This is a genomic window from Haemophilus parainfluenzae (genome assembly GCF_014931415.1).
Taxonomy (GTDB): domain Bacteria; phylum Pseudomonadota; class Gammaproteobacteria; order Enterobacterales; family Pasteurellaceae; genus Haemophilus_D; species Haemophilus_D parainfluenzae_AF.
This window is the reverse complement of record NZ_CP063121.1, coordinates 278,170-303,019: the sequence shown is the minus strand read 5'-3', so window position 1 is coordinate 303,019 and position 24,850 is coordinate 278,170. Positions and strand designations below refer to the sequence as shown.

General features: G+C 39.6%; 27 protein-coding genes. 14 read left to right on the top strand and 13 right to left on the bottom strand.

Annotation, left to right across the window (positions count from 1 at the left end; genetic code table 11):
• Window positions 1-3 precede the first annotated feature (3 nt).
• The 5 genes from clpX (at window position 4) to rplA (ending at window position 3,633) form a co-directional block, all read left to right on the top strand.
• Window positions 4-1,242 carry an ATP-dependent protease ATP-binding subunit ClpX gene (gene clpX / locus INP93_RS01515; protein ID WP_005698128.1) on the top strand — a complete coding sequence of 413 codons (1,239 nt, stop codon included), beginning with the start codon at window positions 4-6 and terminating at the stop codon, window positions 1,240-1,242.
• Window positions 1,243-1,363: 121 nt separating this feature from the next.
• Window positions 1,364-1,780: a preprotein translocase subunit SecE gene (gene secE, locus INP93_RS01510; protein WP_049372690.1), complete on the top strand. Its 417-nt coding sequence runs from the start codon at window positions 1,364-1,366 to the stop codon at window positions 1,778-1,780.
• A gap of 1 nt (window position 1,781) precedes the next feature.
• Window positions 1,782-2,339, top strand: coding sequence for a transcription termination/antitermination protein NusG (gene nusG, locus INP93_RS01505; RefSeq protein ID WP_049367260.1), 558 nt, complete (start codon window positions 1,782-1,784; stop codon window positions 2,337-2,339).
• Window positions 2,340-2,510: 171 nt separating this feature from the next.
• Entirely contained in the window at window positions 2,511-2,939 is a 429-nt protein-coding gene (rplK, locus tag INP93_RS01500; RefSeq protein WP_005695228.1) for a 50S ribosomal protein L11, read from the top strand.
• Window positions 2,940-2,943: 4 nt separating this feature from the next.
• Window positions 2,944-3,633: a 50S ribosomal protein L1 gene (gene rplA / locus INP93_RS01495; protein ID WP_005695230.1), complete on the top strand. Its 690-nt coding sequence runs from the start codon at window positions 2,944-2,946 to the stop codon at window positions 3,631-3,633.
• Between the two features lie 155 nt (window positions 3,634-3,788).
• Here rplA and INP93_RS01490 read toward each other — a convergent pair whose 3' ends face one another.
• The 7 genes from INP93_RS01490 to eno form a co-directional block, all read right to left on the bottom strand.
• Window positions 3,789-4,934, bottom strand: coding sequence for an iron-containing alcohol dehydrogenase (locus tag INP93_RS01490; protein WP_197544950.1), 1,146 nt, complete (start codon window positions 4,932-4,934; stop codon window positions 3,789-3,791).
• 47 nt (window positions 4,935-4,981) lie between these two features.
• The gene (locus tag INP93_RS01485) at window positions 4,982-6,163 is read right to left on the bottom strand and encodes a glutathionylspermidine synthase family protein (RefSeq protein WP_197544949.1); all 1,182 of its coding nucleotides are present in this window, start codon (window positions 6,161-6,163) and stop codon (window positions 4,982-4,984) included.
• A gap of 2 nt (window positions 6,164-6,165) precedes the next feature.
• Window positions 6,166-6,792 (bottom strand): hypothetical protein, encoded by a 627-nt coding sequence (locus INP93_RS01480; protein ID WP_197545309.1) that lies wholly within the window; start codon window positions 6,790-6,792, stop codon window positions 6,166-6,168.
• A gap of 7 nt (window positions 6,793-6,799) precedes the next feature.
• Window positions 6,800-7,507: an HAD-IA family hydrolase gene (locus INP93_RS01475; protein ID WP_197544948.1), complete on the bottom strand. Its 708-nt coding sequence runs from the start codon at window positions 7,505-7,507 to the stop codon at window positions 6,800-6,802.
• 8 nt (window positions 7,508-7,515) lie between these two features.
• Window positions 7,516-7,935: a DUF2251 domain-containing protein gene (locus INP93_RS01470; RefSeq protein ID WP_197544947.1), complete on the bottom strand. Its 420-nt coding sequence runs from the start codon at window positions 7,933-7,935 to the stop codon at window positions 7,516-7,518.
• Between the two features lie 8 nt (window positions 7,936-7,943).
• Window positions 7,944-8,582, bottom strand: a complete 639-nt coding sequence (locus INP93_RS01465; protein WP_005698089.1) for an NUDIX hydrolase N-terminal domain-containing protein — start codon at window positions 8,580-8,582, stop codon at window positions 7,944-7,946.
• Window positions 8,583-8,653: 71 nt separating this feature from the next.
• Window positions 8,654-9,964, bottom strand: a complete 1,311-nt coding sequence (gene eno, locus INP93_RS01460; protein ID WP_054420251.1) for a phosphopyruvate hydratase — start codon at window positions 9,962-9,964, stop codon at window positions 8,654-8,656.
• Between the two features lie 365 nt (window positions 9,965-10,329).
• Between eno and INP93_RS01455 the strand changes: the two genes are divergently transcribed.
• The gene (locus INP93_RS01455; RefSeq protein ID WP_232087612.1) at window positions 10,330-12,021 is read left to right on the top strand and encodes a DUF4153 domain-containing protein; all 1,692 of its coding nucleotides are present in this window, start codon (window positions 10,330-10,332) and stop codon (window positions 12,019-12,021) included.
• Window positions 12,022-12,152: 131 nt separating this feature from the next.
• Here INP93_RS01455 and INP93_RS01450 read toward each other — a convergent pair whose 3' ends face one another.
• The 3 genes from INP93_RS01450 to INP93_RS01440 all read right to left on the bottom strand — a co-directional run bounded on the left by INP93_RS01450 (window position 12,153) and on the right by INP93_RS01440 (window position 14,409).
• Complete coding sequence (locus tag INP93_RS01450; RefSeq protein WP_197544945.1) at window positions 12,153-13,088, bottom strand: glycosyltransferase family 2 protein; 936 nt, start codon at window positions 13,086-13,088, stop codon at window positions 12,153-12,155.
• A gap of 224 nt (window positions 13,089-13,312) precedes the next feature.
• Window positions 13,313-13,543, bottom strand: a complete 231-nt coding sequence (locus INP93_RS01445; RefSeq protein ID WP_197545343.1) for a DUF6630 family protein — start codon at window positions 13,541-13,543, stop codon at window positions 13,313-13,315.
• Window positions 13,544-13,569: 26 nt separating this feature from the next.
• The gene (locus INP93_RS01440; RefSeq protein ID WP_197544944.1) at window positions 13,570-14,409 is read right to left on the bottom strand and encodes a hypothetical protein; all 840 of its coding nucleotides are present in this window, start codon (window positions 14,407-14,409) and stop codon (window positions 13,570-13,572) included.
• 498 nt (window positions 14,410-14,907) lie between these two features.
• Between INP93_RS01440 and INP93_RS01435 the strand changes: the two genes are divergently transcribed.
• Complete coding sequence (locus INP93_RS01435; protein ID WP_197544943.1) at window positions 14,908-15,138, top strand: hypothetical protein; 231 nt, start codon at window positions 14,908-14,910, stop codon at window positions 15,136-15,138.
• Between the two features lie 44 nt (window positions 15,139-15,182).
• Here the strand turns inward: INP93_RS01435 and INP93_RS01430 are convergent, their stop codons facing one another.
• A complete protein-coding gene (locus INP93_RS01430) occupies window positions 15,183-16,079 on the bottom strand; it encodes a cation efflux transmembrane domain-containing protein (RefSeq protein ID WP_005709709.1) in 897 nt (298 codons plus the stop codon).
• 829 nt (window positions 16,080-16,908) lie between these two features.
• Entirely contained in the window at window positions 16,909-18,546 is a 1,638-nt protein-coding gene (gene pyrG / locus INP93_RS01420; protein WP_197544942.1) for a glutamine hydrolyzing CTP synthase, read from the bottom strand.
• 257 nt (window positions 18,547-18,803) lie between these two features.
• On the opposite strand from pyrG, the gene glmU reads away from it, so the two are divergent.
• The 3 genes from glmU (at window position 18,804) to ispH (ending at window position 21,723) form a co-directional block, all read left to right on the top strand.
• Entirely contained in the window at window positions 18,804-20,174 is a 1,371-nt protein-coding gene (glmU, locus tag INP93_RS01415) for a bifunctional UDP-N-acetylglucosamine diphosphorylase/glucosamine-1-phosphate N-acetyltransferase GlmU (RefSeq protein WP_070582688.1), read from the top strand.
• A gap of 116 nt (window positions 20,175-20,290) precedes the next feature.
• Window positions 20,291-20,782, top strand: coding sequence for a signal peptidase II (gene lspA, locus INP93_RS01410; protein ID WP_049376184.1), 492 nt, complete (start codon window positions 20,291-20,293; stop codon window positions 20,780-20,782).
• Entirely contained in the window at window positions 20,779-21,723 is a 945-nt protein-coding gene (gene ispH / locus INP93_RS01405) for a 4-hydroxy-3-methylbut-2-enyl diphosphate reductase (protein ID WP_049376185.1), read from the top strand. Before lspA ends, ispH begins: the two co-directional genes overlap by 4 nt.
• 48 nt (window positions 21,724-21,771) lie before the next feature.
• On the opposite strand, the gene copM is transcribed toward ispH, so the two are convergent.
• Complete coding sequence (gene copM, locus INP93_RS01400) at window positions 21,772-22,143, bottom strand: CopM family metallochaperone (RefSeq protein ID WP_049357924.1); 372 nt, start codon at window positions 22,141-22,143, stop codon at window positions 21,772-21,774.
• A 131-nt stretch (window positions 22,144-22,274) separates the two neighbouring features.
• On the opposite strand from copM, the gene rdgB reads away from it, so the two are divergent.
• The 4 genes from rdgB (at window position 22,275) to focA (ending at window position 24,807) form a co-directional block, all read left to right on the top strand.
• Window positions 22,275-22,874, top strand: a complete 600-nt coding sequence (gene rdgB, locus INP93_RS01395; protein WP_049364773.1) for an RdgB/HAM1 family non-canonical purine NTP pyrophosphatase — start codon at window positions 22,275-22,277, stop codon at window positions 22,872-22,874.
• A gap of 38 nt (window positions 22,875-22,912) precedes the next feature.
• Window positions 22,913-23,230: a heavy metal-binding domain-containing protein gene (locus tag INP93_RS01390; RefSeq protein ID WP_005695251.1), complete on the top strand. Its 318-nt coding sequence runs from the start codon at window positions 22,913-22,915 to the stop codon at window positions 23,228-23,230.
• Window positions 23,231-23,375: 145 nt separating this feature from the next.
• A complete protein-coding gene (locus INP93_RS01385; RefSeq protein WP_049372704.1) occupies window positions 23,376-23,738 on the top strand; it encodes a helix-hairpin-helix domain-containing protein in 363 nt (120 codons plus the stop codon).
• 214 nt (window positions 23,739-23,952) lie between these two features.
• A complete protein-coding gene (gene focA / locus INP93_RS01380) occupies window positions 23,953-24,807 on the top strand; it encodes a formate transporter FocA (RefSeq protein WP_049364775.1) in 855 nt (284 codons plus the stop codon).
• Window positions 24,808-24,850: the final 43 nt, after the last annotated feature.

Below are 24,850 nucleotides of genomic sequence, written 5' to 3'. Positions count from 1 at the left end.
CACATGACAACAAATGATAACGATCTTCACTGTTCTTTCTGCGGAAGAGAAAAAAGTGAAGTAGGTAAATTAATTGCGGGTACAGATGGTTATATTTGTAACGAGTGTATCGAGCTTTGCCACAGTATGTTAGAAGACAGTGGTGAAATCGAAACACCTAGCGAACTGGCAGTTGAAGAAAAATTACCGACACCGCATGAAATTCGCGCTCACTTAGATGATTATGTGATTGGGCAAGATTATGCGAAAAAAGTCTTGTCAGTGGCGGTTTACAATCACTATAAACGCTTACGTACGAACCACCAAAGCAATGATGTCGAATTAGGTAAAAGTAACATTTTGTTAATTGGTCCAACAGGTAGCGGTAAAACCTTATTAGCACAAACCTTGGCACGTCGTTTAAATGTGCCTTTTGCTATGGCCGATGCGACGACATTAACCGAAGCCGGTTATGTGGGCGAAGATGTGGAAAATGTTCTGCAAAAATTATTACAAAACTGCGATTACGATACGGAAAAAGCAGAGCAGGGCATTATCTACATTGATGAAATTGATAAAATTAGCCGCAAATCAGAAGGTGCGTCTATTACTCGTGATGTATCTGGTGAAGGTGTGCAACAAGCCTTGTTGAAATTAATTGAAGGCACTATTGCGTCTGTGCCGCCACAAGGTGGACGTAAACACCCACAACAAGAAATGTTGAAAGTGGATACTTCGAAAATTCTCTTTATTTGTGGTGGGGCATTTGCCGGCTTAGATAAAATTATCGGTAAGCGTACACAAACTGATACCGGAATTGGTTTTGATGCGAAAGTAGAGAAGGAAGAAGAGAAAGAAAATCTTTCTGAATTATTCCGTCAAGTTGAGCCAGATGATTTAATGAAATTTGGTTTGATTCCAGAATTTATTGGTCGTCTTCCAATGATTGCGCCATTAAGCGAATTAGATGAAGAAGCGTTGATTCAGATCCTTACTCAACCGAAAAACGCATTGACCAAACAATATCAAGCATTATTTGGTTTAGAAGATGTAGAGCTTGAATTCACCCCAGAAGCATTAAAAGCGATGGCAAAAAAAGCCCTTGAACGTAAAACCGGTGCGCGTGGTTTACGCTCAATCGTTGAGGCTGTATTGTTAGATACGATGTATGATTTACCTTCAATCGAAAACTTGCAAAAAGTGATTGTGGATGAAGAAACCATCGTCGATAACAAACCACCGAAGCTCGAATATAAAAATTAACAGAAAGTGCGGTTGTTTTTTCTGACATTTTTCATAGGCAATCCCGAAAGAAAATGCTACAATCGCACGTTCTGAAATTAATCTAAAAATTATTTATCCCTTATTTTATACGGATTCAATTATGGCAACTGAAATTGTTGAGAAAAAGAAACACGACCAAGAACAAGTCGTAGAAGGAAAATCAAAAGGCTTAAACACGCTTCTTTGGATTCTTTCTGTGGCATTTTTTACCGCTGCAGCAATTGGTAACGTTTATTTTAAAGACGCCTTCTCTTTACCTGTACGTGTAGTTGGCGTAGTTGTCGCCTTATTAATTGCCTTTGGTTTCGCTGCAATTACCAACCAAGGTACAAAAGCACGTACATTCTTTAGCGAAGCAAAAGTTGAAGGTCGTAAAGTGGTATGGCCAACTCGTGCAGAAACACGTCAAACCACTTTAATCGTGATTGCGGTAACCGTGCTTACCTCTTTATTCTTCTGGGCAATTGATTCAATTATCATTGCATTGATTAACTTCTTAACTGATTTGAGATTCTAAAATGAGCGAAACTGAAAACATATCCAAAAAACGTTGGTATGTATTGCAAGCATTCTCAGGCTTTGAGAGTCGTGTTGCAATCACATTGCGTGAATATATCAAACAACAACAAATGGAAGATCAGTTTGGCGAAGTGTTAGTGCCGACTGAAGAAGTCGTTGAAAACGTAGCAGGTAAACGTCGTAAAAGTGAACGTAAATTCTTCCCTGGCTATGTATTAGTTGAAATGGCAATGAACGATGACACATGGCACTTAGTGAAAAGTGTACCACGTGTAATGGGCTTTATCGGTGGTACTCCAGATAAGCCAGCACCAATTTCTAAACGTGAAGCAGATTTAATTTTAAATCGTTTAGAGCAAAGTGCTGAAAAACCGCGTCATCGTAAAGAATATCAACCAGGTGAAGAGGTGCGTGTGACAGAAGGTCCATTCGCAGACTTTAATGGTACGGTTGAAGAAGTAGATTACGAAAAAGGCCGCTTAAAAGTGTCAGTATCTATCTTCGGTCGTGCAACACCAGTTGAGCTTGAATTTGGTCAAGTGGAAAAAACACGTTAATTTCCCTTTTCTAAAGTAAGAGATTTAATGACCGCACTTAAACAATAAAGTGCGGTTGTTTTTCGAGTAGTTTTTCTACTTGAAATTTCGAGGCTGATTAATTAAAATACAGCCTTTCATTAACAGGGGAGCCGATTTCGGCGTTATCACCCATTTAGAGGAAACTAAAAAATGGCAAAAAAAGTCCAAGCATACGTTAAGTTGCAAGTTGCAGCTGGTATGGCAAACCCATCACCACCAGTTGGTCCTGCATTAGGTCAACAAGGTGTGAACATCATGGAATTCTGTAAAGCATTCAACGCTCGTACTGAGAGCATTGAAAAAGGTTTACCAATTCCAGTTGTTATCACTGTATATGCAGACCGTTCATTCACTTTCATTACTAAAACTCCACCAGCAGCAGTATTATTGAAAAAAGCTGCAGGTATCAAATCTGGTTCTGGTAAACCGAACAAAGATAAAGTGGGTAAAGTAACTTTAGATCAAGTTCGTCAAATCGCTGAAACTAAAGCAGCAGATATGACTGGCGCGACTATCGAAACTAAAATGAAATCAATTGCTGGTACTGCTCGCTCAATGGGCTTAGTGGTGGAGGAATAATACGATGGCTAAATTGACTAAAAAAATGAAAGCAATCAAAGCTGGCGTAGATTCTACTAAAGCATATGAAATCAACGAAGCAATCGCGTTATTAAAACAATTCGCAACAGCTAAATTCGTTGAAAGTGTTGACGTTGCAGTAAACTTAGGTATCGATCCTCGTAAATCAGACCAAAACGTTCGTGGTGCAACTGTATTACCACACGGTACAGGTCGTGAAGTACGCGTAGCTGTGTTCACCCAAGGTGCTAACGCAGATGCAGCTAAAGAAGCTGGCGCTGATTTAGTCGGTATGGAAGATTTAGCAGAGCAAATCAAAAAAGGCGAAATGAACTTTGACGTTGTTATCGCTTCTCCTGATGCAATGCGTGTTGTTGGTCAATTAGGTCAAGTATTAGGCCCACGTGGTTTAATGCCAAACCCTAAAGTTGGTACCGTAACACCAAACGTTGCTGAAGCAGTTAAAAATGCTAAATCTGGTCAGATCCGTTATCGTAACGATAAAAACGGTATCATCCACACAACAATTGGTAAAGCAAACTTCTCTGAAGTTCAATTAAAAGAAAACCTTCAAGCATTATTGGCTGCTTTAAACAAAGCAAAACCAACTACTGCAAAAGGTATCTTTATCAAGAAAGTAAGCATCTCTACAACTATGGGTGCTGGTGTGGCTGTTGATCAAGCTTCACTATAATTAAGCGTTAAAACTTAATTCAAATTAACCGCACTTTGGGTAACTAAAGTGCGGTTATTTTTTACATGCTTTTCAATAAGTGAAATGTTGAGAATATAAAAAGAGCGCTCAAATTTCATTATATTTTAAATTTAACCGCTCTTTCTTATGAGAGATTACTTCGCTAAAGCGAAAATGGCTTCAATAGCTTCTTTAGTATACGTTTTTTCCACTTTCGCTCTGATTGCAGTTTGAGCCGCATTTTCAATAATTTCAGCTAAGGTTTCATCATCAATACCAAGTTGTTCAAGACTTGTTGGTGTACCGATTTTATCAAACCAAGCTTTTAAGGCTTGAATACCATCGTCAGCATTATCTAAGCCAAATATTTCTTTAGCAAAGCGTTTGAATTGAGCAGGTCTTTGAGATTGATACCATTGCATCCACGCAGGCATAATCACGGAAAGCCCAGCACCATGTGGCACATCTGAAATCGCACTCATAGAATGCTCAATCATATGATTTGGGAAACCGTAAGGTGAGATACCTAAATGAGTTAAACCGTTCAACGCAAGTGTAGCCGCCCAGGCAAACTCACCACGCGCATTGAGATCTTGTGGATCATTGAGCAGGATTTCAGTCGTACGAATCACGGTCTTAATATTGCTTTCTACTAAGAAATCAATAATTTCAGGACGATATTCCGCCGTGAAGTAGGCTTCAATAGAATGAGCAATAATATCTGCAGCTGAATACACTAAATAATCACGGCTGACGGTCGCTTGCAATTTCGGATTAATCACTGACACTTTGGGGAATAAATGATTGCTGTGAATTGAATATTTTTGCTGTGTTTCTTCATTAGTAATGACTGAGCCCCAGTTCATTTCACTGCCTGTTGCCGCAAGGGTGATCACATCAAAAATCATCAATGCTTTTTGCACCGGTGTGCCTTTAAAGAAGTCCCAGGTATCGCCGTCATAGCATGCACCAGCTGCGATCGCTTTCGCACTATCAAGGCAAGAGCCGCCACCGATACTCAGCACACTATCTGCACTAAAGGCTTTTGCCATTGCAACGGCTTCACGAACTTTGCTGATTGTCGGGTTGCTTTTCACCCCGCCACATTCAATGTATTCAATGCCATGGTCACGCAAGCTTTTTGCCACATCTTCAAATAAACCGGATTGTTTGACACGCTCACTACCATAGATAATTAAGGCCTTTTTTGCACCGTATTCGTGCATATATTTACCCATCTCTTTTTCTTTATCGAGACCAAATTCAATGCGAGTAGGGTTTTGAAAACTAAATGGATACATATTTATCTCCTTATTATCTGTTAAGTGCGGTCAGTTTTGCGTTGTTTTTATTCTACAAAGTAATGCGGAATGAAGTGGCTATCATTGCCGGTAACAGGGGTAAAATCTTCTCTCAATCCGATGCCACAAGCTATATCACCCACTACCCAAGAACCAATCATAGGGTACATGCCATCAAAATTTGGCAGTTCAAATTTTTGTTGATAGATGTAACCTGCTTGATCGTAAAAGGCAGAATGCTCACTGCCTTTGGCAGCAAATTCTAGGCCATTACGTTTTTCATAGTAAGAAACATTGGCACCTTCACGACCTAACGTCGGTTTTTTCACCCATATTGATTGGCGATCGGTAATATCATGTTTGCTAAAGTAAGCAGGTAGTAATAATGGATGATTTGGATGTTTTTGCCATAATTTCGCTAATAGCACTTTATTGCTTAATAGTAATTTCCACGCCGGTTCAATAAAAGTGGTGGATGAATTAAGCATGTGTGGTGCATATTCTGTCGTGGTCATCCATTCAAGCGGATAGAGCTTAAATAAACAATCAATAGGTTGATTATTCAGATCGAGGAATTGCTGACTGTCTTTATCGTAGCCTACATCTTCAATGGCAAGCTGATGAATATGCCAACCCGCGTTGTAAGCCACATCCGCCAAGTAATCAATATTGCCCCAATCTTCACGGCCTGCTTCTTGCATGGCACTAAAATGGAAATCTTTTAATCCAGTTTGCTGTTGAATAAACTGAAAGCGATTAAGCAATTCTTCGTGAATCCAATTGAATTGGTCACGATGCGCTAAGCCTTCAATTTGCTCTAACCATTGCCATTGCACCACAGCAGCTTCAAGCAGGGAAGTTGGCGTATCGGCATTGTATTCAAACATTTTGAGGTTTTCGCCATCATAACCAAAATCAAAACGACCATATAAGTGCGGTACGTTTTTAGACCATGTTTGTTCAATCAGATTTTTCTGTAAATCGGTGAAGCGATAATAGGCATAATCACCTTGTTTCACTTCATCGGCAACAAAGTCCATACACATTGAGTGCAATTCGTTGGTGGCGTCTTCAATACGATCAATTTCCGCTAGGGTAAATTCATATGCCACATTGTCCGACCAATAATGGGAGCCATCAGAGGAAGGCAGGTTATAGTAATCAAAGCCTACATCTAATAATTGTTGCACCATATCGGGGCGAGTAGGAAAGCCTGTGATTCGTTTCATATTTAACCGCCTGAGCTATGGCTGCTGCTTGAATTTGAGCTTTTAAAGCCACCGCGTGAAACTGGTTTGCTGTAAGTGCTGCCTGCATTACCTTTCACTAATACAGGTTTACCGACAGAACGATTAGTTTGTGGTTGGATAACTTGGCCCGTTGGTGTTGAAACGGCACGGTTACTTGGATTGTAGCTTGGACCTAAAAATGAGCCCATCGTACGCGCGATCATATAACCCATTGCAGCACCAGCAATCGCACTGCCCATACTACCGTGTCCTTCTCCTGTTGCAGAGCTGGTGTGGCTTGTTCCCTCAGAGCCGCTTGAGTTGCCAGAGTGAGTTGCGCCATCTGGATTTAAGGTTTGTTTGACGGTTTGATTGTCTTCTGACCATTCACTATTATTGCTTGGACGTGTATTTAAATTGCCCGAGAGAGAGGAGCCTGAGCCAGCATGTGCAGTTGTACCGCTGTTATTTTCATTAGATTGGTCAGCTTCGCATAATTCAATTTTTTGCCAATCGGCTAAACAATCCTCAAGGCTGTTATAAACATCTCGTTGAACTTGTTCTTCTGAGCAACCTCCTAATAAAGCCACAATGGAAAGGCTGACGAGAACTTGATTTTTCTTTTTCATCATAGGGTTAAAGTGTTAATAATTCAGTTAAATGATTGATTTCTAATGTAGGCAAAACACTTGCTTCAGTAAATGAATTGAGGTTTTTACCCGATAAATTAATCCATACAGCTTGGCAGCCAGCTTGAATGGCGCCTTGAACATCCGTGGTTAAGTTATCACCAATATGTAAAATTTCACTCGGTTTTACGCCAAAATAATGGGCGGTTTGGTGGAACAAATCTTGATGAGGTTTCGCTCTGCCTTGTTCTCCACCACGTAAACTCAGCTGAAAATGTTCAAATCCAATGCGTGTTGCAACCACATTACCATTGGTAATCACGCTCAATAGGTAGCGATCTTTCAGTTGATTCAGCACTTCAATACTTTCTGCGGGTACATCAATTTTATGTCGCCATTTAATAAACTCTTCCATGGCAAGCGCTAAAGTGCGGTCAATTTCAACCGCACTCTTACCATGATGCGCCAGTAAGTGCCGTAACGTTTCGACACGCCAGGCAATCACATCTTCAGCAATCAAGGGATCTTTCTCCACCAGTTGCCATTTCCATTCTCGCCAATATTCTGAGGTAAGATTGGTCAGTTGTGAGTGTTTTTGCACACATTGAAGAAAGCGTTCTTCGGCTAAACGAATGACATCACTGTTATCGTAAAGGGTATCATCAAGATCAAAACTCATGATCTTGAAAGGCTGAAGACCGCGGTAAAATCGCATAGTTAATCCTATTTAATGGTATTCACACCAAGCCATGCTGTTGCACGTTCATTGGTGATTTCTTCGTGTGTCCACATGCTCATTAAGTCAGGCTGAGGATGCTTGTTGGTGTTATAGCCGATCAAATGAGCAAAATCAAATACGGCATGGGGATAGCCGTTAATAAGCAATAAGGCTAAATAACCGCTTTCATCCCAGCAGATTTCTAATTTACGTGCTTCGTGGTGATTGCGAGTGTTATCGACGTTATAAACATGTAAGGAGTCGACAATCGGTTGTGCATTTTGACGCATATCTAACGCATAAAAATAGCCGGTTTCGCCATCATCTTCAAACATCACCGCCAGATGGTCATGTACAGTCGAGTGTGTACCGACTTGCTTTGGTTGACCGAGAAAAAGTTGGTCTTCGAGGGTTAAATGTAACATGGTATTTCCTAATCAAATTGTGTAGTCCAGTGACTACTATGGTGTGCCTGAAAGCAAAGTTCAACCTGTGCGGGCGTATTTTTTTCTTCATTCATTGGTGGCAGTTCATTTAATGCAAAATAGGCAGATTGAACGGTTTCACTATTTGGTTGAAATTCGCCACTTAATGGTTCGCACATGACGAAGGTTTTGAGTACAGGATGTGCAAAAGGCGGAAAATTGCGTTTATGTTGTTCGTGAATGGCAATAATGAACGTCGGTTTAACATTAAGTCCCGCTTCTTCGCGTACTTCTTTAATCGTATTACTATGAATGGTTTCTAGCACATCTATCCAGCCGCCAGGCAGTGACCAAAGTCCATCATTTTCTTGTACTAATAAAATTTTATCATCTTTGAAAATAGCTGCGCGCGAATCGATTTTAGGGGTTTGATAACCAGCCCCATTGCAGAAAAACGATTTGACGGTTTCTTTTGGTATTGCTGTTTTATAAGCGAGCATTTCAGCAGACAAATCCCTCAAGCGTTCATAGCGTTCAATATCATAGATATTTTTGCAATAAGTTAGCCCGTTTTGTGCAATGCTTTGAATTTCGATTGCCCAAGATAACCAAGGTTCAGTAAGAAGTGAATCAGATTGTGTCTTCATAAAAACACCTTAAAAAAACACCGCACTTTTGTGCAAAGTGCGGTGATATTTTATAGTAAATTCAGCGTGAGTTACGCTTGACCTTTAACCGCTTTTAAACCTAAGAACGGAGCTGGTGTGCCAGCACGTTCTAATGCTTCTTCGATACGGATTAATTGGTTGTATTTCGCAATACGGTCAGAACGGCTCATAGAACCAGTTTTGATTTGACCTGCTGCTGTACCAACCGCTAAATCAGCGATAGTCGCATCTTCGGTTTCACCTGAACGGTGAGAGATAACTGCTGTGTAACCTGCATCTTTAGCCATTTTAATTGCTGCTAAAGTTTCAGTTAAAGAACCGATTTGGTTGAATTTGATTAAGATAGAGTTTGCGATACCTTTTTCGATACCTTCTTTTAAGATTTTGGTGTTGGTTACGAATAAGTCGTCGCCCACTAATTGAACGCGGTCGCCTAACACTTTAGTTTGGTATGCGAAACCTTCCCAGTCAGATTCATCTTGACCATCTTCGATAGACACGATTGGGTATTGTTTGGTTAATTCTTCAAGATAGTGTGTGAATTCTTGAGAAGTGAATGAACGGCCTTCGCCTTTCATTTCGTATTTGCCAGTTTCTTTGTTATAGAACTCAGAAGATGCGCAGTCCATTGCTAAAGTGACGTCTTTACCTAATACATAACCTGCTTTTTCTACTGCTTCTTTGATACATGCTAAAGCGTCTGCGTTAGATGCTAAGTTAGGTGCGAAACCACCTTCATCACCTACAGCAGTGCTCATGCCTTTAGATTTTAATACTTTCGCAAGGTTGTGGAATACTTCAGCACCGATACGAAGTGCTTCACGTAATGTTTTTGCACCAACTGGTTGAATCATGAATTCTTGGATATCAACGTTGTTATCTGCGTGCTCACCACCGTTGATGATGTTCATCATTGGTAATGGCATAGAGTAAACGCCTGGCGTGCCGTTAAGTTCTGCGATGTAAGCGTAAAGAGGTAAACCTTTAGACGCAGCTGCTGCTTTTGCGTTTGCTAAAGATACCGCTAAGATTGCGTTTGCACCGAAGTTAGATTTGTTTTCAGTACCGTCTAAATCGATCATGATTTGGTCGATTTCAGCTTGATTAGACGCTTCTTTACCCACTAATGCATCTGCGATAGGGCCGTTTACAGCCGCAACCGCTTTTAATACACCTTTACCTAAGAAACGAGATTTGTCGCCGTCACGTAATTCTAATGCTTCACGAGAACCGGTAGATGCACCTGATGGAGCAGCTGCCAAACCGACGAAACCACCTTCAAGATGAACTTCAGCTTCTACAGTTGGGTTACCACGAGAGTCGATGATTTCACGACCAATGACTTTAACGATTTTTGCCATTTTGTTTTCCTCTGTTTAAAGTTAATTAAAATTAGTTAGGCGAACCTAAAACGGGAATATAATAAAGCAAATTTAGAAATTTGTCTTGGAAAAATGACCGCACTTTGATCTGCATCTTGTTTTTCAATAAAGTGCGGTGAGATTTTGTCTCTTTTTCGCCAATTATTTCTTTTATTTCAGTGGAATTGCCTTCAAAAGTTGGTTACAGTTGCACGAAATTTCGTATTATTTTACGACGAATTATTTATTCTTAATTGAGATTTTCTTGCATTGAAAAAGGAATCATTATGTCTCTTTCGACTTTTTTTCACCAAACCAAAACACGAATAAAATCAGCGATATCAACTCATCCGATTGAAATCTTCATGATTGCTACGTTTGCTCTTGGGATTTGGTTTGTGGATATGAATTCAGAAAAAGATCATTTAGCTTATTGGCTATTTGAGCCGATGCTGTTTGCCTTTATTTATTTATCTCGCCCTTATGTCTGGTATAGTTTTTCGTGGATTGTGCCGCTTATTGCCGTTTTCACCATTTGGCAAGTGAATGATAATGCTGATTTTTATGCTTATAGCCCTAAGTTTTGGGGCGCTCAATTTATTGTATTATTGATATTATGTGGCTTTCCATTTGTCAGAAACAATCAAGCCTTTACTTATCGTAATTTTACGACGCTATATTACATCACGTCATCCATTGCTGGCTGGGGGCTCGTCTCTGGTTTGGTCGCTGCAATTTTGGCTTCAATCAGTGCATTATTTAACATTGATTTTAGTGAATGGTTTCAAAAGCATCTTTATTCTTCAATTACCGTATTTTGTCTTCCTTTGTTCTTTTTGGTCTTTCAACAGCGCCAAGAAAATATAGGGATGACACTAAATCGTAGCGTTGAAATTTTAGTAAATTTTATCTTAGCGCCAGCCTTAATGATTTTTACTGTTCTACTTTATGCTTATGTGGGCAAAATTATCTTAGCAGGGGCGTTGCCAAAAGGAATGGTGTCGAATATTGCGTTGCCTTACTTAGTCGTAGGCTTAGGTGTTTACGCTTTACGTAGTATTAGTGTTAAAGCAAATTGGGACAGTTTCTTTAAGTTTTTTCCATACCTTTCCACTGTTCCCATTGTACTGCTATGGTTGGCAATTGACCGTCGAATTAGTGCCTATGCTTGGACTGAACAACGGATTTATTTAGTGGCATTAGCCTCGGCGATTACGATTGCTTATGCTATTTTAATCATCCCTAAAATTCGTCAATATCGTTTGATTTCTGTCGTTGTAATAGCCGCAATTTTTGCCATGACTTGGGTGGTGAAACCAAAAGAAATCGCTTATCAAAGCCAAACGGAACGTTTTGAGCATTTACTCACAAAGCTTAATTTATCTGATGGGCAAGGAAAAATTCGTGATGATGTGGATTTTTTAAGTCGCTTAGAAGATATGCCAGAAAACGAACGCCAAGATTGGAATGAATTAGATGATGTATCTGATTATTTAGTCCATCGTTTGGACTTAGGGCCTTATGACAGCTCTAATTATGAAGAGAAACGAAAAGCCTTTGTACAAAGATATGGTGAAAAAGCGAATGAACTGATTTCATTGGATGTTTATGAGCATTCTTTCCGTATCAATGATAGCGACATTATGGCTCTGCAAAATAGCCCGGTTAGAGAAGCTGAGTTTGAATGGTCATCAATTGATGTGAGTTCGTATAAAAAATGGATCCATGTGCCAGTCCATCAATTCTATCGTGTGGACGATAACAGCTCGAAAAAAGAAGAGAATGAGCCAAAAGAACGAGCCGAAGTTTGTTTTGTTGAAGAGCATGATAGATATTGTACCGATATGGATCAGCATATTAAACAGGTCTTTCAACAACATCATTTAGATTCAATGAAAAAACTGGCGGAATCAGATCTTAAACTAATCATCAAAGACTTACTAAAAATTGATGCATCAAGTTTTGCTATCTATTTAGGTTCACTTGAAATGCAATTTAGTCAAGAAAAGGGCTATCACTACAAGGAATTAACCGTCGAAGCCATTTTTGAAAAATAGGCTAGATATGTAAAGTGCGGTGATGTTATTACAAAAAATTGGCTAAAAATGACCGCACTTTGATATTAAAACGGATAAAAATTTCCCCAATTCTATTTAGATTGGGGAAGTAGTCTGATGAAGTAAAAGCTTTATTGGGTTCTTTGATACAAAAGCTTTTTCAAGAATTGTGTATGTGCATCTAAAATACTAAACATCGTTTCCCGATCTTCACCAAATAGTGAGATTTCATTATTTGAACGCACTTTGTCATAAGCTGAAAAGGCGATTTCAAACTCTTCAGTGCGTAATTTAATGCTTTTCCCGTGCAGTATAAGGCTCAGTAAGCTGACTTCTTTAGGTGTTAATTCTGGAAATAAATGACTTATCCATAGCTCCATAGAGTATTGAATAGACTCGCTAATTTTGTCATGTATTTTACTCGCTTGGCCTTGGTGTATCCGATAAAACAATAATGGCTCTGGTAAATTCGCAAATTTCTTTTGATGTAATGCACATTGTACCCACATATGAAAATCGGGCGCAGTAGCTGTTTGTGCATAATTAATTTCGAGCGCTTTGATACTAGAATGTCGCCACATTGAAGAGGGATTAATGATATTGTCACGAGCTAAAGAAAAATGTGCTTTTATATCTTTATCTAAAAGAGGAAGTGTACTTATTTTAGTCATTTTATCAGTTTGCCCATCATTAAAGAGCAGTGCATTACTTCCTAAAATATCAATTTCAGGATGCCCGTCTAAATATTGAATCTGCTTTTCAAAACGGTGTGGCACACAAATATCATCAGCATCCATACGTGCAACATACTCCACATTCATATAGTTAAGCATATCCATGACAAATTGCATGACAGCAGGTTCACCTTGGTTTTGAGGTAAATGGTAAACACGTAAGCGAGCATCTTTTGTCGCATAGCTTTCGAGAATGTCACCAGTGTTATCGGTAGAAGCATCATTAACCGCCAGAATACAAAAATCACTAAAGGTTTGATTCAACAATGAATCTAAACATTCAGTGAGAAAATTTTCTGCATTATATGCGGGTAAAATAACAGCAAGTTTCATTCTTTCATTTCCGTGTAGATAAAAGCGTATTCTATTTAAATTACGACCGCAGCGATAGTCAGAAGTTTAACTTTGTTAGTTATCTAAAATATTTTTATAGCGCGGGGCTGTGTTACTTTTCACTCACATTACAAATTCCGCTATTCAATCACTGAGATATTTTGCAAAAATGCAACAAAACTGACCGCTCTTTATTACTGCTAGGCAGTTTTCTTATCTAAAATTTAATGGTTGATAGGTAAATTTAATATATCTGCAATTTCTATTATGCGAGGCGCTGCTGATTTTGGGCAAACTAAGCAATAGAAATTGTCGGAACCCGTATCAACATAAAGCAAAGTATAATCACTTTCTGCTTCTACTTTAGCCGCCTTAAAATATTGAAAGATTTTGTCCAGTTTGGTGATTAATGTTTTGTCTAATTTATCAGCGTGTTGTTTAGATTTAAAAAACATAATAAAAATGCTCAGTTTAAAAGAGATTACTCGTAATATTCATATTTCTTAGTGGTTTTATCTAACCATATACCTTTTTCATCATACATAATGCTTTCAATCACATTACCGTGTTGATCAAATTTATGACGCGTCGTGAGGGTTTCTTCTAATTTCCCATGTTGATCAAAAATTTGGCGTTTTAATTCATTGTGATTTTTGTCATAAGTAAAATCTGCTCGCCCCTCATTAAAAGACGTGTTATGTACAAAGTCGCCATTTTCGAGATAACGATAAGTTTCGCAATTACTTTCTTTTCCATTGTCATCAAAGTCACAAGCTTTGATGAGTTTATCGTCCTTGTAATGGAATTTTTTCGCATGGCCGTCAATAAGTTTTGCATAATAAACAGCTTCAGAGATGAGTTTCCCATCTTTGTCGTAAACTCTTTTGATGTAATCTTCTTGGAAGTTCGGCTTTTTGGGCTTTTTGCCTACATAAGTGATTTCTAAAATGGCACCCGAACCATCGGCATTTTCTTGATAGTGGTAGAGTCTTCCATGAGTCTCTTTATAGATATCGTAACGAATTTCTTCTAATCGATTGTTTTGATCATATCGATAATTCGCCGTCGTTTTATCGAAATGTTCAGACTCGCCAGTAACATCTTCAGTTTTAATTAAAAAACCTTGCTCGTTATAAAATTGACGAACATCGTTCGTGACCACCTCTCCTTCTGCCGCTTCAGGATTATCTTCCGAATGTGAAATAACAGATTTCACTTTGCCTTGTAAGTGATTCGCTTGCCAATCGGTTTGAACTGGGAAAAGTGCGAAAGCCGAGGTAGAAAGACTGGCGAGAAGGGCTGTCATTAAAAATTTATGCATAGTTGTTCCTTTTATCACAAGCGGTCGGATTTAATAAATGTTTTGTAAAAAACGCTGAAAAATAACTGCTTGTTTAAGTTATATAAATAGTTGACTAAAATGTTATATTAATTCAAATGTTTTTTGAAGTGTAGTTAAATAAATTTGCTTTTTTATAGGGTAAGAAAATGATGAAAGTATTCCGGAAAGTAGTATTTTTCTGTATTGATAAGAAAAGCATAATACACAAATATATTGATTAAGAGAGATATTAGGAAATATGCAGCGTTTAAAGACACCATTAGAAATATTTTTGTGGACAATTGGTATAATGAAGTCGCCTTCGGCTCCGCTGATTTTTTAATATCACTCTCGGGGCTTTTGGCGTACTATTGTCTAATAGTTAAAGCAAGGACACATAGCCCCGTATCTGTGATACTAAGTCTATGCCCTTGCAAGAGGGATAAATCCCCCTTGACCCCCTGCGGTTTCACCGCTAATTTGAAGAACGGACACCTAATGAAAAAGCGAACCAAACGCCTAGAAATAGCATTGTCAGAAGATGAATACAATGCCTTGCTTGAACGAAAAACGAAAGCAAGGCTTGCGGAGTTTGCGAGAAGAAAACGCCTTAATCATTCAACAATACCACGAAATCAGCGAGCAATTAACGACATTACAGAGTTTAATAAACAGCTTGAAACGGTAATATCTCAACGCAAAAAACAAAGCAGGGGTATAAGCAGATAAAACAGGGCATACGGCGAGAGCTTTTTGCCAATAATGAGCATTATTTAACCCTTCAACGCCAAAATGCGTCTGGCACCGTTAAGTACAATCCCCCCCGCGATGGTGCCGATAATCAGATCTGGATAATTGGAACCGGTCCACGCGACCAGGGCGCCGGCGGTGATGCCCCCCAGGTTGATCACCACGTCGTTGGCCGAGAATATCCAGCTTGCCTTCATGTGCGCCCCGCCTTCCCGATGTTTGGATATGAGCAGCAGACAACTGGTATTGGCAATCAATGCGACGAATGCGATAGCCATCATCACCAGAGATTCAGGCTCACTACCGAATACAAAGCGTCTCACCACCTCTACGAGCACGCCCACAGCCAAGATCAGTTGCAGTACACCAGCAAGATGCGCGGCACGTACCTGCATTTTCACGCTATGTCCAACCGCATAAAGGGCAAGCCCGTACACCGCCGCATCGGAAAAATTGTCCAGGGATTCTCCAATCAGGCCGGTGGACTGGGCGATCAGACCGGCAGTCATTTCCACCACGAACAGAAGTGCATTGATGCCGAGCAACCAGCGCAGGGTCCCGGATTCTTGCTTAGCAGAAGCTGCCGAAAACTCGGCGGCCTTGATGGTCTCTGGATTTGCAGCGACGGTTTCCTGAAGCGAGGCGCCTAGCCCCAAGGTCTTCAGTTTCGAGGTGACGGGCTCGACCTCGCCGTCATGCACGACCTTCAGCCGGCGGTTCGACAAGTCGAAGGACAGCGCCCGAATCTCCTCAAAGCCGTTCAGGGCTAGGCGAATCATTCGTTCTTCTGATGGACAGTCCATCTTCGGCACTGCATAAACACTGACCCATCTCCCTGGCGCCTCGGAGGAGGCCTGTATATCGGTATCCGCTGCGGACGTTGCATCACAGCCACAGGCGCCACCACAGGATTTGCTCATAATACGACTCCACTTGAACAATGTTGTGGTACCATTTTAAACTATAAAGCTACTATAAGGTCAATAGAGTAAAGAATCCGTTGGGGAGGAGGCTGATGCGCATTGGTCAGTTGGCACAGTTGAATGAAGTCGCCTACGGCTCCGATTTTTTATATACCACTTCGGGGCTTTATGGTTTCTTTTGCTTAAAATCCATATTAATAAATAATCTTTTTAATTCTTTCTTTTCTTCATCTGATAGTCTAATCCCTTGAGCAATGCGAATAGCAAAATCATTAGGAATCTGATTAAATTCTGCAATAGTAGTAAGGAATCTTTCGGCTAATACGCCATTCCTAACGATTGCATGAGCGATATATGAAAGTTGCTCCTCTAATCTATTGCCAGTTCACAAATAAAGCAAGCTCATAGTTATAATACGAACTTTATAGAGCCGAGTTTGCAAGTTCAGTTAGCTAATGACAAAGATAAATTTGATATTTGGTGGTATTACACTGATTTAACCAATCATGCGAAGCTTATCCAAGTTGTTCACGGTGATTATATGGATTAAGCAAGTAGTGAAAGGAATTTTGTTATTGGTGAGTGTCGTTATAAAGTAGGTAACACTCAAATTTATCTCACTGATTTAACAAAAGATACCGCACATTGGCATTTTATTGATGATTTCGATTCAGGTGATATTTCTGATAAATGTAAAATGCAGATCTTGCCTTATCGTTTGGTGAAACGGTAATCGAATCAATCAAATTAAAATGCTTAAAAATACAAAGTGCGGTCAAAAACACAAGAATTTTTGACCGCACTTGTTTATTGAATTATCAGTAAATTACTTTTCAGTTTTTAACTGATTTTCTCTGGCTGCTTTGACAAAACCTTCGAATAATGGGTGACCATCACGTGGTGTTGATGTAAATTCAGGGTGGAATTGACATGCCACAAACCATGGGTGGTTTGGTACTTCAATGATTTCCACTAATTTACGATCCGCCGATAAACCAGTTACTTTAAGGCCCGCTTTTTCAATTTGTGGAAGCAGGTTATTATTCACTTCATAACGGTGACGATGACGTTCTTCGATGGTTTCTTTGCCATATAATGCACGCGCTTTTGAACCCTCAATTAAATGACATTGTTGCGCCCCTAAACGCATCGTACCACCCAGATCTGAATTATCATCACGGGTTTCAATGTGGCCTTCCGCATCTTGCCATTCTGTAATTAAACCCACAACAGGTTGCTCACAGTGACGATCAAATTCAGATGAGTTCGCTTTTTCAAGACCCGCAACATTACGCGCATATTCGATTAATGCAATTTGCATCCCTAAACAAATACCAAGGTAAGGAACATTGTTTTCACGCGCATATTTTGCGGTCAAAATTTTGCCTTCTACACCACGATAACCAAAGCCGCCCGGTACTAAAATACCATCGACACCTTTTAATACATCAGTGCCTTTGGTTTCAACATCTTGAGAATCAATGTATTTGATATGCACGCTTAAACGGTTTTTCAAACCTGCGTGTTTTAAGGCTTCATTCACTGATTTATAAGCGTCTGGTAATTCAGTATATTTACCTACCATACCGATGGTCACATCGCCCACTGGATTTGCTTCTTGATAAAGCACTTGTTCCCATTCTGAAAGGTCCGCTTCTGGACAGTCTAAGTGGAAACGTTGGCAGATGAATTCATCCAAACCTTGTGATTTCAATAACGCAGGAATTTGGTAGATTGAATTTACATCTTTTAATGAGATGACCGCACGTTCTGGTACGTTACAGAATAAGGCGATTTTTGCACGTTCGTTTGGTGGAATCATGCGATCTGAGCGGCAGATAAGCACATCCGGTTGAATACCAATTGAAAGTAATTCTTTTACAGAATGTTGAGTTGGCTTGGTTTTCACTTCGCCCGCTGTTGGGATATATGGCACTAACGTTAAGTGCATAAAGAGAGTATTCTCACGGCCCACTTGTACGGCAAGTTGACGAAGTGCTTCTAAGAATGGAAGTGATTCAATATCACCCACGGTTCCGCCCACTTCAACAATTACCACATCATGGCCTTGTGCACCGGCAATCACGCGATCTTTAATTTCATTGGTGATGTGTGGAATAACTTGAATTGTCGCACCTAAATAATCACCACGACGCTCTTTGCGTAATACTTCAGAATAAATTTTACCCGTGGTGAAGTTGTTGCGTTTGGTCATTTTGGTACGAATAAAACGCTCGTAGTGACCTAAGTCTAAATCGGTTTCCGCCCCGTCTTGTGTTACGAACACTTCGCCGTGTTGGGTTGGGCTCATTGTACCCGGATCCACGTTGATATAAGGGTCTAATTTCATAATAGTCACGTTTAAGCCACGTGCTTCTAAAATGGCTGCTAATGATGCTGCAGCAATACCTTTACCTAACGATGAAACCACACCGCCTGTGACGAAAATATAATTTGTAGCCATAGTGAGAGACCTAAAATGTTGGGATAAAAATGATTATAGCCAATCATCTTTTATACAAATTTGTGCAGAATGCTGAAAAGTGCGGTCAAAAATAAAAGAAAAAGATGATTAGCTATCAAGACGGGAGGATAGTTTACAGGATTTGAGATTTTTATACAATCTTGTCTTGTCAGGAATGTATGAAAATTAAATGGCTTATCATATTCTCCATTCTACGATAGAATACGTTCAATTTTTTATAAAGAAGAGAAGAATTTATGACAAATAAAGCACTAAGCGTGGTGATTTTAGCGGCCGGTAAAGGCACTCGTATGTATTCTGATTTACCAAAAGTCTTGCATAAAGTGGCAGGAAAACCGATGGTAAAACATGTGATCGATACGGCAAATCAATTAGGTGCGGAAAACGTACATTTGATTTATGGTCACGGTGGCGAATTAATGCGTGAGCGTTTGGCAAATGAAAGCGTGAACTGGGTGTTCCAAGCTGAACAGTTGGGTACTGCGCATGCTGTTCAACAAGCAGCACCATTCTTCAAAGATGATGAAAATATTGTGATTTTATATGGTGATGCGCCATTAGTGACCAAAGAAACATTGGAAAAACTCATTGCAGCGAAACCAGAAAATGGGATTGCATTGCTCACGGTGAATTTAGATAACCCTACGGGTTACGGCCGTATTATTCGTGAAAATGGTAATGTGGTGGCGATCGTAGAACAAAAAGATGCCAACGCAGAGCAATTAAAAATCCAGGAAGTGAATACAGGCGTATTAGTGGCTGATGGCGCACATTTCAAAAACTGGCTTTCCCGTGTGAAAAATAACAATGCACAAGGCGAGTTTTATTTAACTGATGTAATTGGTTTAGCCAACCAAGATGGTTGTCAGGTTACTGCTGTTCAAGCCTCTGAATTTATGGAAGTCGAAGGTGCTAATAACCGTTTACAACTTGCTGCATTAGAGCGTTTTTATCAACGTAAACAAGCAGAAAAACTTTTACTTGCAGGCGTGATGTTAATTGACCCAGAGCGTTTTGATTTACGCGGCACATTAGAACATGGTAAAGATGTTGAAATTGATGTGAACGTGATTGTGGAAGGCAATGTGCGTTTAGGTGATCGTGTAAAAATCGGTGCGGGTTGTGTATTGAAAAACGTGACGATTGGTGATGATGTTGAAATCAAGCCTTATTCTGTTTTAGAAGATGCGACAATTGGTGAGAAGGCGGCGATTGGTCCATTCTCTCGTTTACGTCCAGGTGCTGAATTAGCGGCTGAAACCCATGTGGGTAACTTCGTGGAAATTAAAAAATCCACAGTGGGTAAAGGCTCTAAGGTAAACCACCTCACTTATGTGGGTGATACTGAAATCGGTGAAAACTGTAACATCGGTGCGGGTGTCATTACTTGTAACTATGACGGTGCGAATAAATTTAAAACAATCATTGGTAACAATGTATTCGTGGGCTCAGATACGCAGTTAGTTGCACCAGTTACTGTAGCTGATGGCGCAACGATCGGTGCGGGCTCAACGATTACTCAAAATATTGAGAAAGATGAGCTTGTGATTACTCGCGTGCCGCAACGTCATATTCAAGGTTGGCAAAGACCAGTGAAGAAAAAGTAATTAACATTGAAGGGCGAACCAATGTGTTCGCCTTTTATAATTTGATGCCTTTTACTTTATAAAGGTTGTTCGAGTTGCTAAAATCATCGTCCATTTATAAAGACAGATAATTTCCTATGACAAAAAATAAAACAGGACTTTCATTCCTTTGGCTAAGTGTGGTTGCATTTATCCTTGATTTACTGACCAAATATATTGTGGTACAGCGCTTTGATTTATATGAAAGTGTGAACCTATTACCCATTTTTAATTTAACCTATGTGCGTAACTATGGCGCAGCGTTTAGCTTCCTCGCTGAGCATGATGGCTGGCAGAAATATTTCTTCATCGTGCTTGCGATTGGGATTTCTTTAATGCTGGCTTACTTTATGAAAAAGAATTCTGCAGAACAAAAATTACAAAACTCAGCTTATGCGCTGATTATTGGCGGTGCGTTAGCCAATATGGTGGACCGTGCGTACAACGGTTTTGTGGTGGATTTCTTAGATTTTTATTGGGATATTTATCATTATCCGGTATTCAATGTAGCAGATATTGCGATTTGTATTGGTGCGGGTTTATTAGCATTAGATGCCTTTAAAGGTGATAAAAAGAGCGGTCAAAAATGAAGATAATTTTAGCCAATCCTCGCGGATTTTGCGCAGGTGTCGATCGAGCCATTAGCATTGTTGAATTAGCGCTTGAAATTCATGGTGCACCGATTTATGTGCGTCATGAAGTGGTGCATAATCGTTTTGTGGTAAATGGTTTGCGTGAGCGTGGAGCAATTTTTGTGGAAGAACTGAGCGAAGTGCCAGATGGCGCCATTGTGATTTTCTCCGCTCATGGTGTGTCACAAGCCGTTCGTCAAGAAGCGAAAGATCGTCAGTTAAAAGTATTCGATGCAACTTGTCCGTTGGTAACCAAAGTACATATGCAAGTGGCTCGTGCAAGCCGTAAAGGGACGAAAGCGATTTTGATCGGGCACAAAGGCCATCCTGAAGTAGAAGGCACAATGGGGCAGTACAATAATGCCGAAGGTGGTATTTTCTTAATTGAAAGCGTGGAAGATATTGCTCGTTTACCGGTTCAAGAAAATGATGATTTAACCTTTATGACGCAAACCACACTTTCTCTTGATGATACAGCAGAAACTATTAGTGCATTGAAAGACAAATATCCTGCTATTCAAGGCCCACATAAAAACGATATTTGCTATGCCACAACCAACCGTCAAGAAGCAGTGCGTGAATTAGCAAAACAATGTGATCTAGTCGTGGTTGTAGGCTCTAAAAACTCATCGAATTCTAACCGCTTAGCTGAGTTGGCATCGCGTATGGGGGTAAAATCAAAATTGATTGATGATCCAAATGATGTGGCGGCAGATTGGTTTGAAGGGGTTGAAACAATTGGCGTAACAGCGGGGGCCTCTGCACCAGAAGAGTTGGTGCAATCTGTGATTGCTCGATTAAAAGAATTTGGTGCGGATAGTATCGAAGAGCTTCAAGGCTTAGAAGAGAATATGTTCTTTGAAGTGCCAAAAGAGTTAAGAATAAAAGAAGTGAACTAATTCTATTAAAAAAGTGCGGTTAATTTACCGCACTTTTTTTGTGTTATTTTATTTTTTATTGTGTACTTTAAGCCATTTTTGCATTTGTTCAATTTCTGCTTGTTGAGCGTTAATAATATTCTCAGCAAGCTTACGCATCTCAGGATCTTTTCCGTATTTTAATTCAACTTCCGCCATTTTTACTGCGCCAATATGGTGTGGCAACATACCTGCTGCAAAAGCAACATCAGGATCTTTATATTGCGCAGCTGCCATCATATCTTGATGCATTTGACTCATACCTTGCATTAATTCTTGTTGCATTGCAGAATCTGTCGACATTGGCATATTCATGTGTGCTTGATGCGGTTGTTCATTAGCTTGGGCATAAATTGAAACTGCAGCAGCGCTAAGTGTGATAAAAGTCATAAGTTTTTTCATGTTTTTCTCCTATGTGATAACTGAATGAGCACCAATCATAAACTTTGACCTAAGGTTAAAGTCAATATTTATTCCGAAAATTTTTGGTGAGGTGCTAAAATAAGACAATATTTGATATGAGGGACAGAATCATGAAGCAAAAAATTGTGCTTGCCACGGGCAATAAAGGCAAAGTAAAAGAAATGGCAGACGTATTAGCCGATTTCGGTTTTGAAGTCATTGCTCAGACAGATTTAGGCATTGAAAGCCCAGAGGAAACTGGCTTAACGTTTGTTGAAAATGCGATTTTAAAAGCTCGTTATGCATCTGAAAAATCAGGTTTACCGGCCATTGCAGATGATTCCGGTCTTGTGGTGGATGCGTTAAATGGTGCGCCAGGATTGTATTCTGCACGTTATGCCGGTGTGGATGGTGACGAAGCTGATGCGAAAAACCGAGAAAAATTATTGGCAGAATTAGCCGATGTACCGACTGAACGTCGCCAAGCAAAATTTGTGAGTACGATTGTGTTATTACAACACCCAAGTGATCCTTCTCCTATCATTGCTCAAGGTGAATGTGACGGGCAGATTATTTATGAAGAAAAAGGTGAAAATGGCTTCGGTTACGACTCGCTCTTTTTTAGCCCTGAAAAAGGCTGTACTTTTGCCGAATTAGAAACCGTAGAGAAAAAGAAAATTTCTCATCGAGCGAAGGCATTAGCTGTTTTGAAATCAAAATTAACGGCCTAAAGTGCGGTTGATTTTTAACGAGAATTAAAGGATACAAAATGATTATTACCACTACGCCTAATATTGAAGGTAAACAAATCGTAGAATATAAACAAGTCGTCTTTGGGGAAGTGATTGCGGGTGCAAACTTTATACGTGATTTTTTTGCGGCTATTACCGATGTGATTGGTGGTCGTTCGAGTGTTTATGAGCGTCGTATTAGTCGTGCACGCCAAGATGCCTTGAAAGAGTTGGAAGAAAAAGCAATTGCTTTAGGGGCAAATGCTGTGGTTGGCGTAGAGATTAATTACGCAACAGTAAGCAATAAAAGTATGTTTATGGTGATTGCGAGTGGCACAGCTGTAGTGGTGCGCTAAGGTCGTTTTTTTATTTGCTTAAATGTAATTTTTGCGATCAAGATCGCAAAAGTGCGGTCGATTTCTTGCGTGTTTTCCATGTTTCTTAAAAATGTCACTGTTGATATGAATCAACGGTACTTATTTGTTAATAAAGGGCATTTTTATGAAATTGATGAAACATTTATTTAGTTCATTATTTATTGCAGGCGCGATGTTGAGTACACAAGCAATTGCAGAAGAAAAGACAGCAGAGCAGGCTCAACCGCAAACGCAAGTGCAGCAACAAACTGCTGTGCAAGCACCATCACAAACTGTACAACAAACGGTGAGTGATAAATTAAATATCAATACCGCTAGCGCATCAGAAATTCAAAAAGCACTGATTGGTATTGGGGCAAAAAAAGCAGAAGCCATTGTGCAGTATCGTGAAAAACACGGTAATTTCACTGTAGCAGAACAACTACTTGAAGTACAAGGCATTGGCAAAGCCACACTAGAAAAAAACCGAGATCGTATCGTGTTTTAATGTTGTTATTTTTATATGAAAAGCGGAATAGTGATATTCCGCTTTTTTTATTTTTCGAGCAGAAAATTTACCAAAACTTGCAAAATATCAAATTTTTTTGGAATAAGTCGGGGATTTCTTGCAATGGTTTTATAAGAGAGTAGAATACCAAATGGGTATAGGAATACCTATGTTGTAGTATAAGAAATAATAAACCAACTATTTGGAGTTAGATATGGCATCAGAAAATTTAAATCAATCTTCTGTTGCTCTCACACCAGTTGAAGCAACGGATTATGCTGAAAGCGTCGCTGCGTATAAAGCGCAAAAACGCCCATTTTTATCATTTCTGTCTGGTATTAGTGCTGGGGCTTGTATTGCTTTAGCCTTTGTATTCTATACGACGACACAAACAGCAAGCGCAGGAGCGCCTTGGGGATTAACCAAGTTAGTCGGTGGGTTAGTCTTCTCTTTAGGCGTAATTATGGTGGTAATTTTAGGATCTGAATTATTCACCTCTTCTACTTTAACCTTAGTTGCCCGCGTAGGCGGTAAGATAACTACAGCTCAAATGATCCGAAATTGGATTGTGGTGTATTTGGGCAACTTTGTGGGCGGTTTATTTATTGCTGCAGTGATTTGGTTTGGGGGACAAACCATGGCAGCAAATGGTCAATGGGGTTTAACCATTTTGGCAACCGCTCAACATAAGATTCATCATACTTGGTTTGAAGCATTTAACCTTGGTATTTTATGTAACATTATGGTGTGTGTAGCGGTATGGATGTCTTATTCCGGTAAAACTGTTACAGACAAAGCATTTATTATGATCATGCCGATTGGTTTATTTGTCGCATCAGGTTTTGAACACTGTGTGGCAAATATGTTTATGATTCCACTAGGCATTATCACAGCTCATTCTAGTACGCCAGAATTTTGGCAACAAATTGGTGTAGATCCAATGAAATATGCAGATTTAGATCTCTATCATTTCATTGTGAAGAATTTGATTCCAGTAACGTTAGGAAACATTGTGGGTGGTGCGGTTTGTATCGGTTTATTCCAACGTTATTTAACCAAAGCTCACTAATGTACTAACGAACTAAACAAGACTTATTTTTTATCAATTAAAA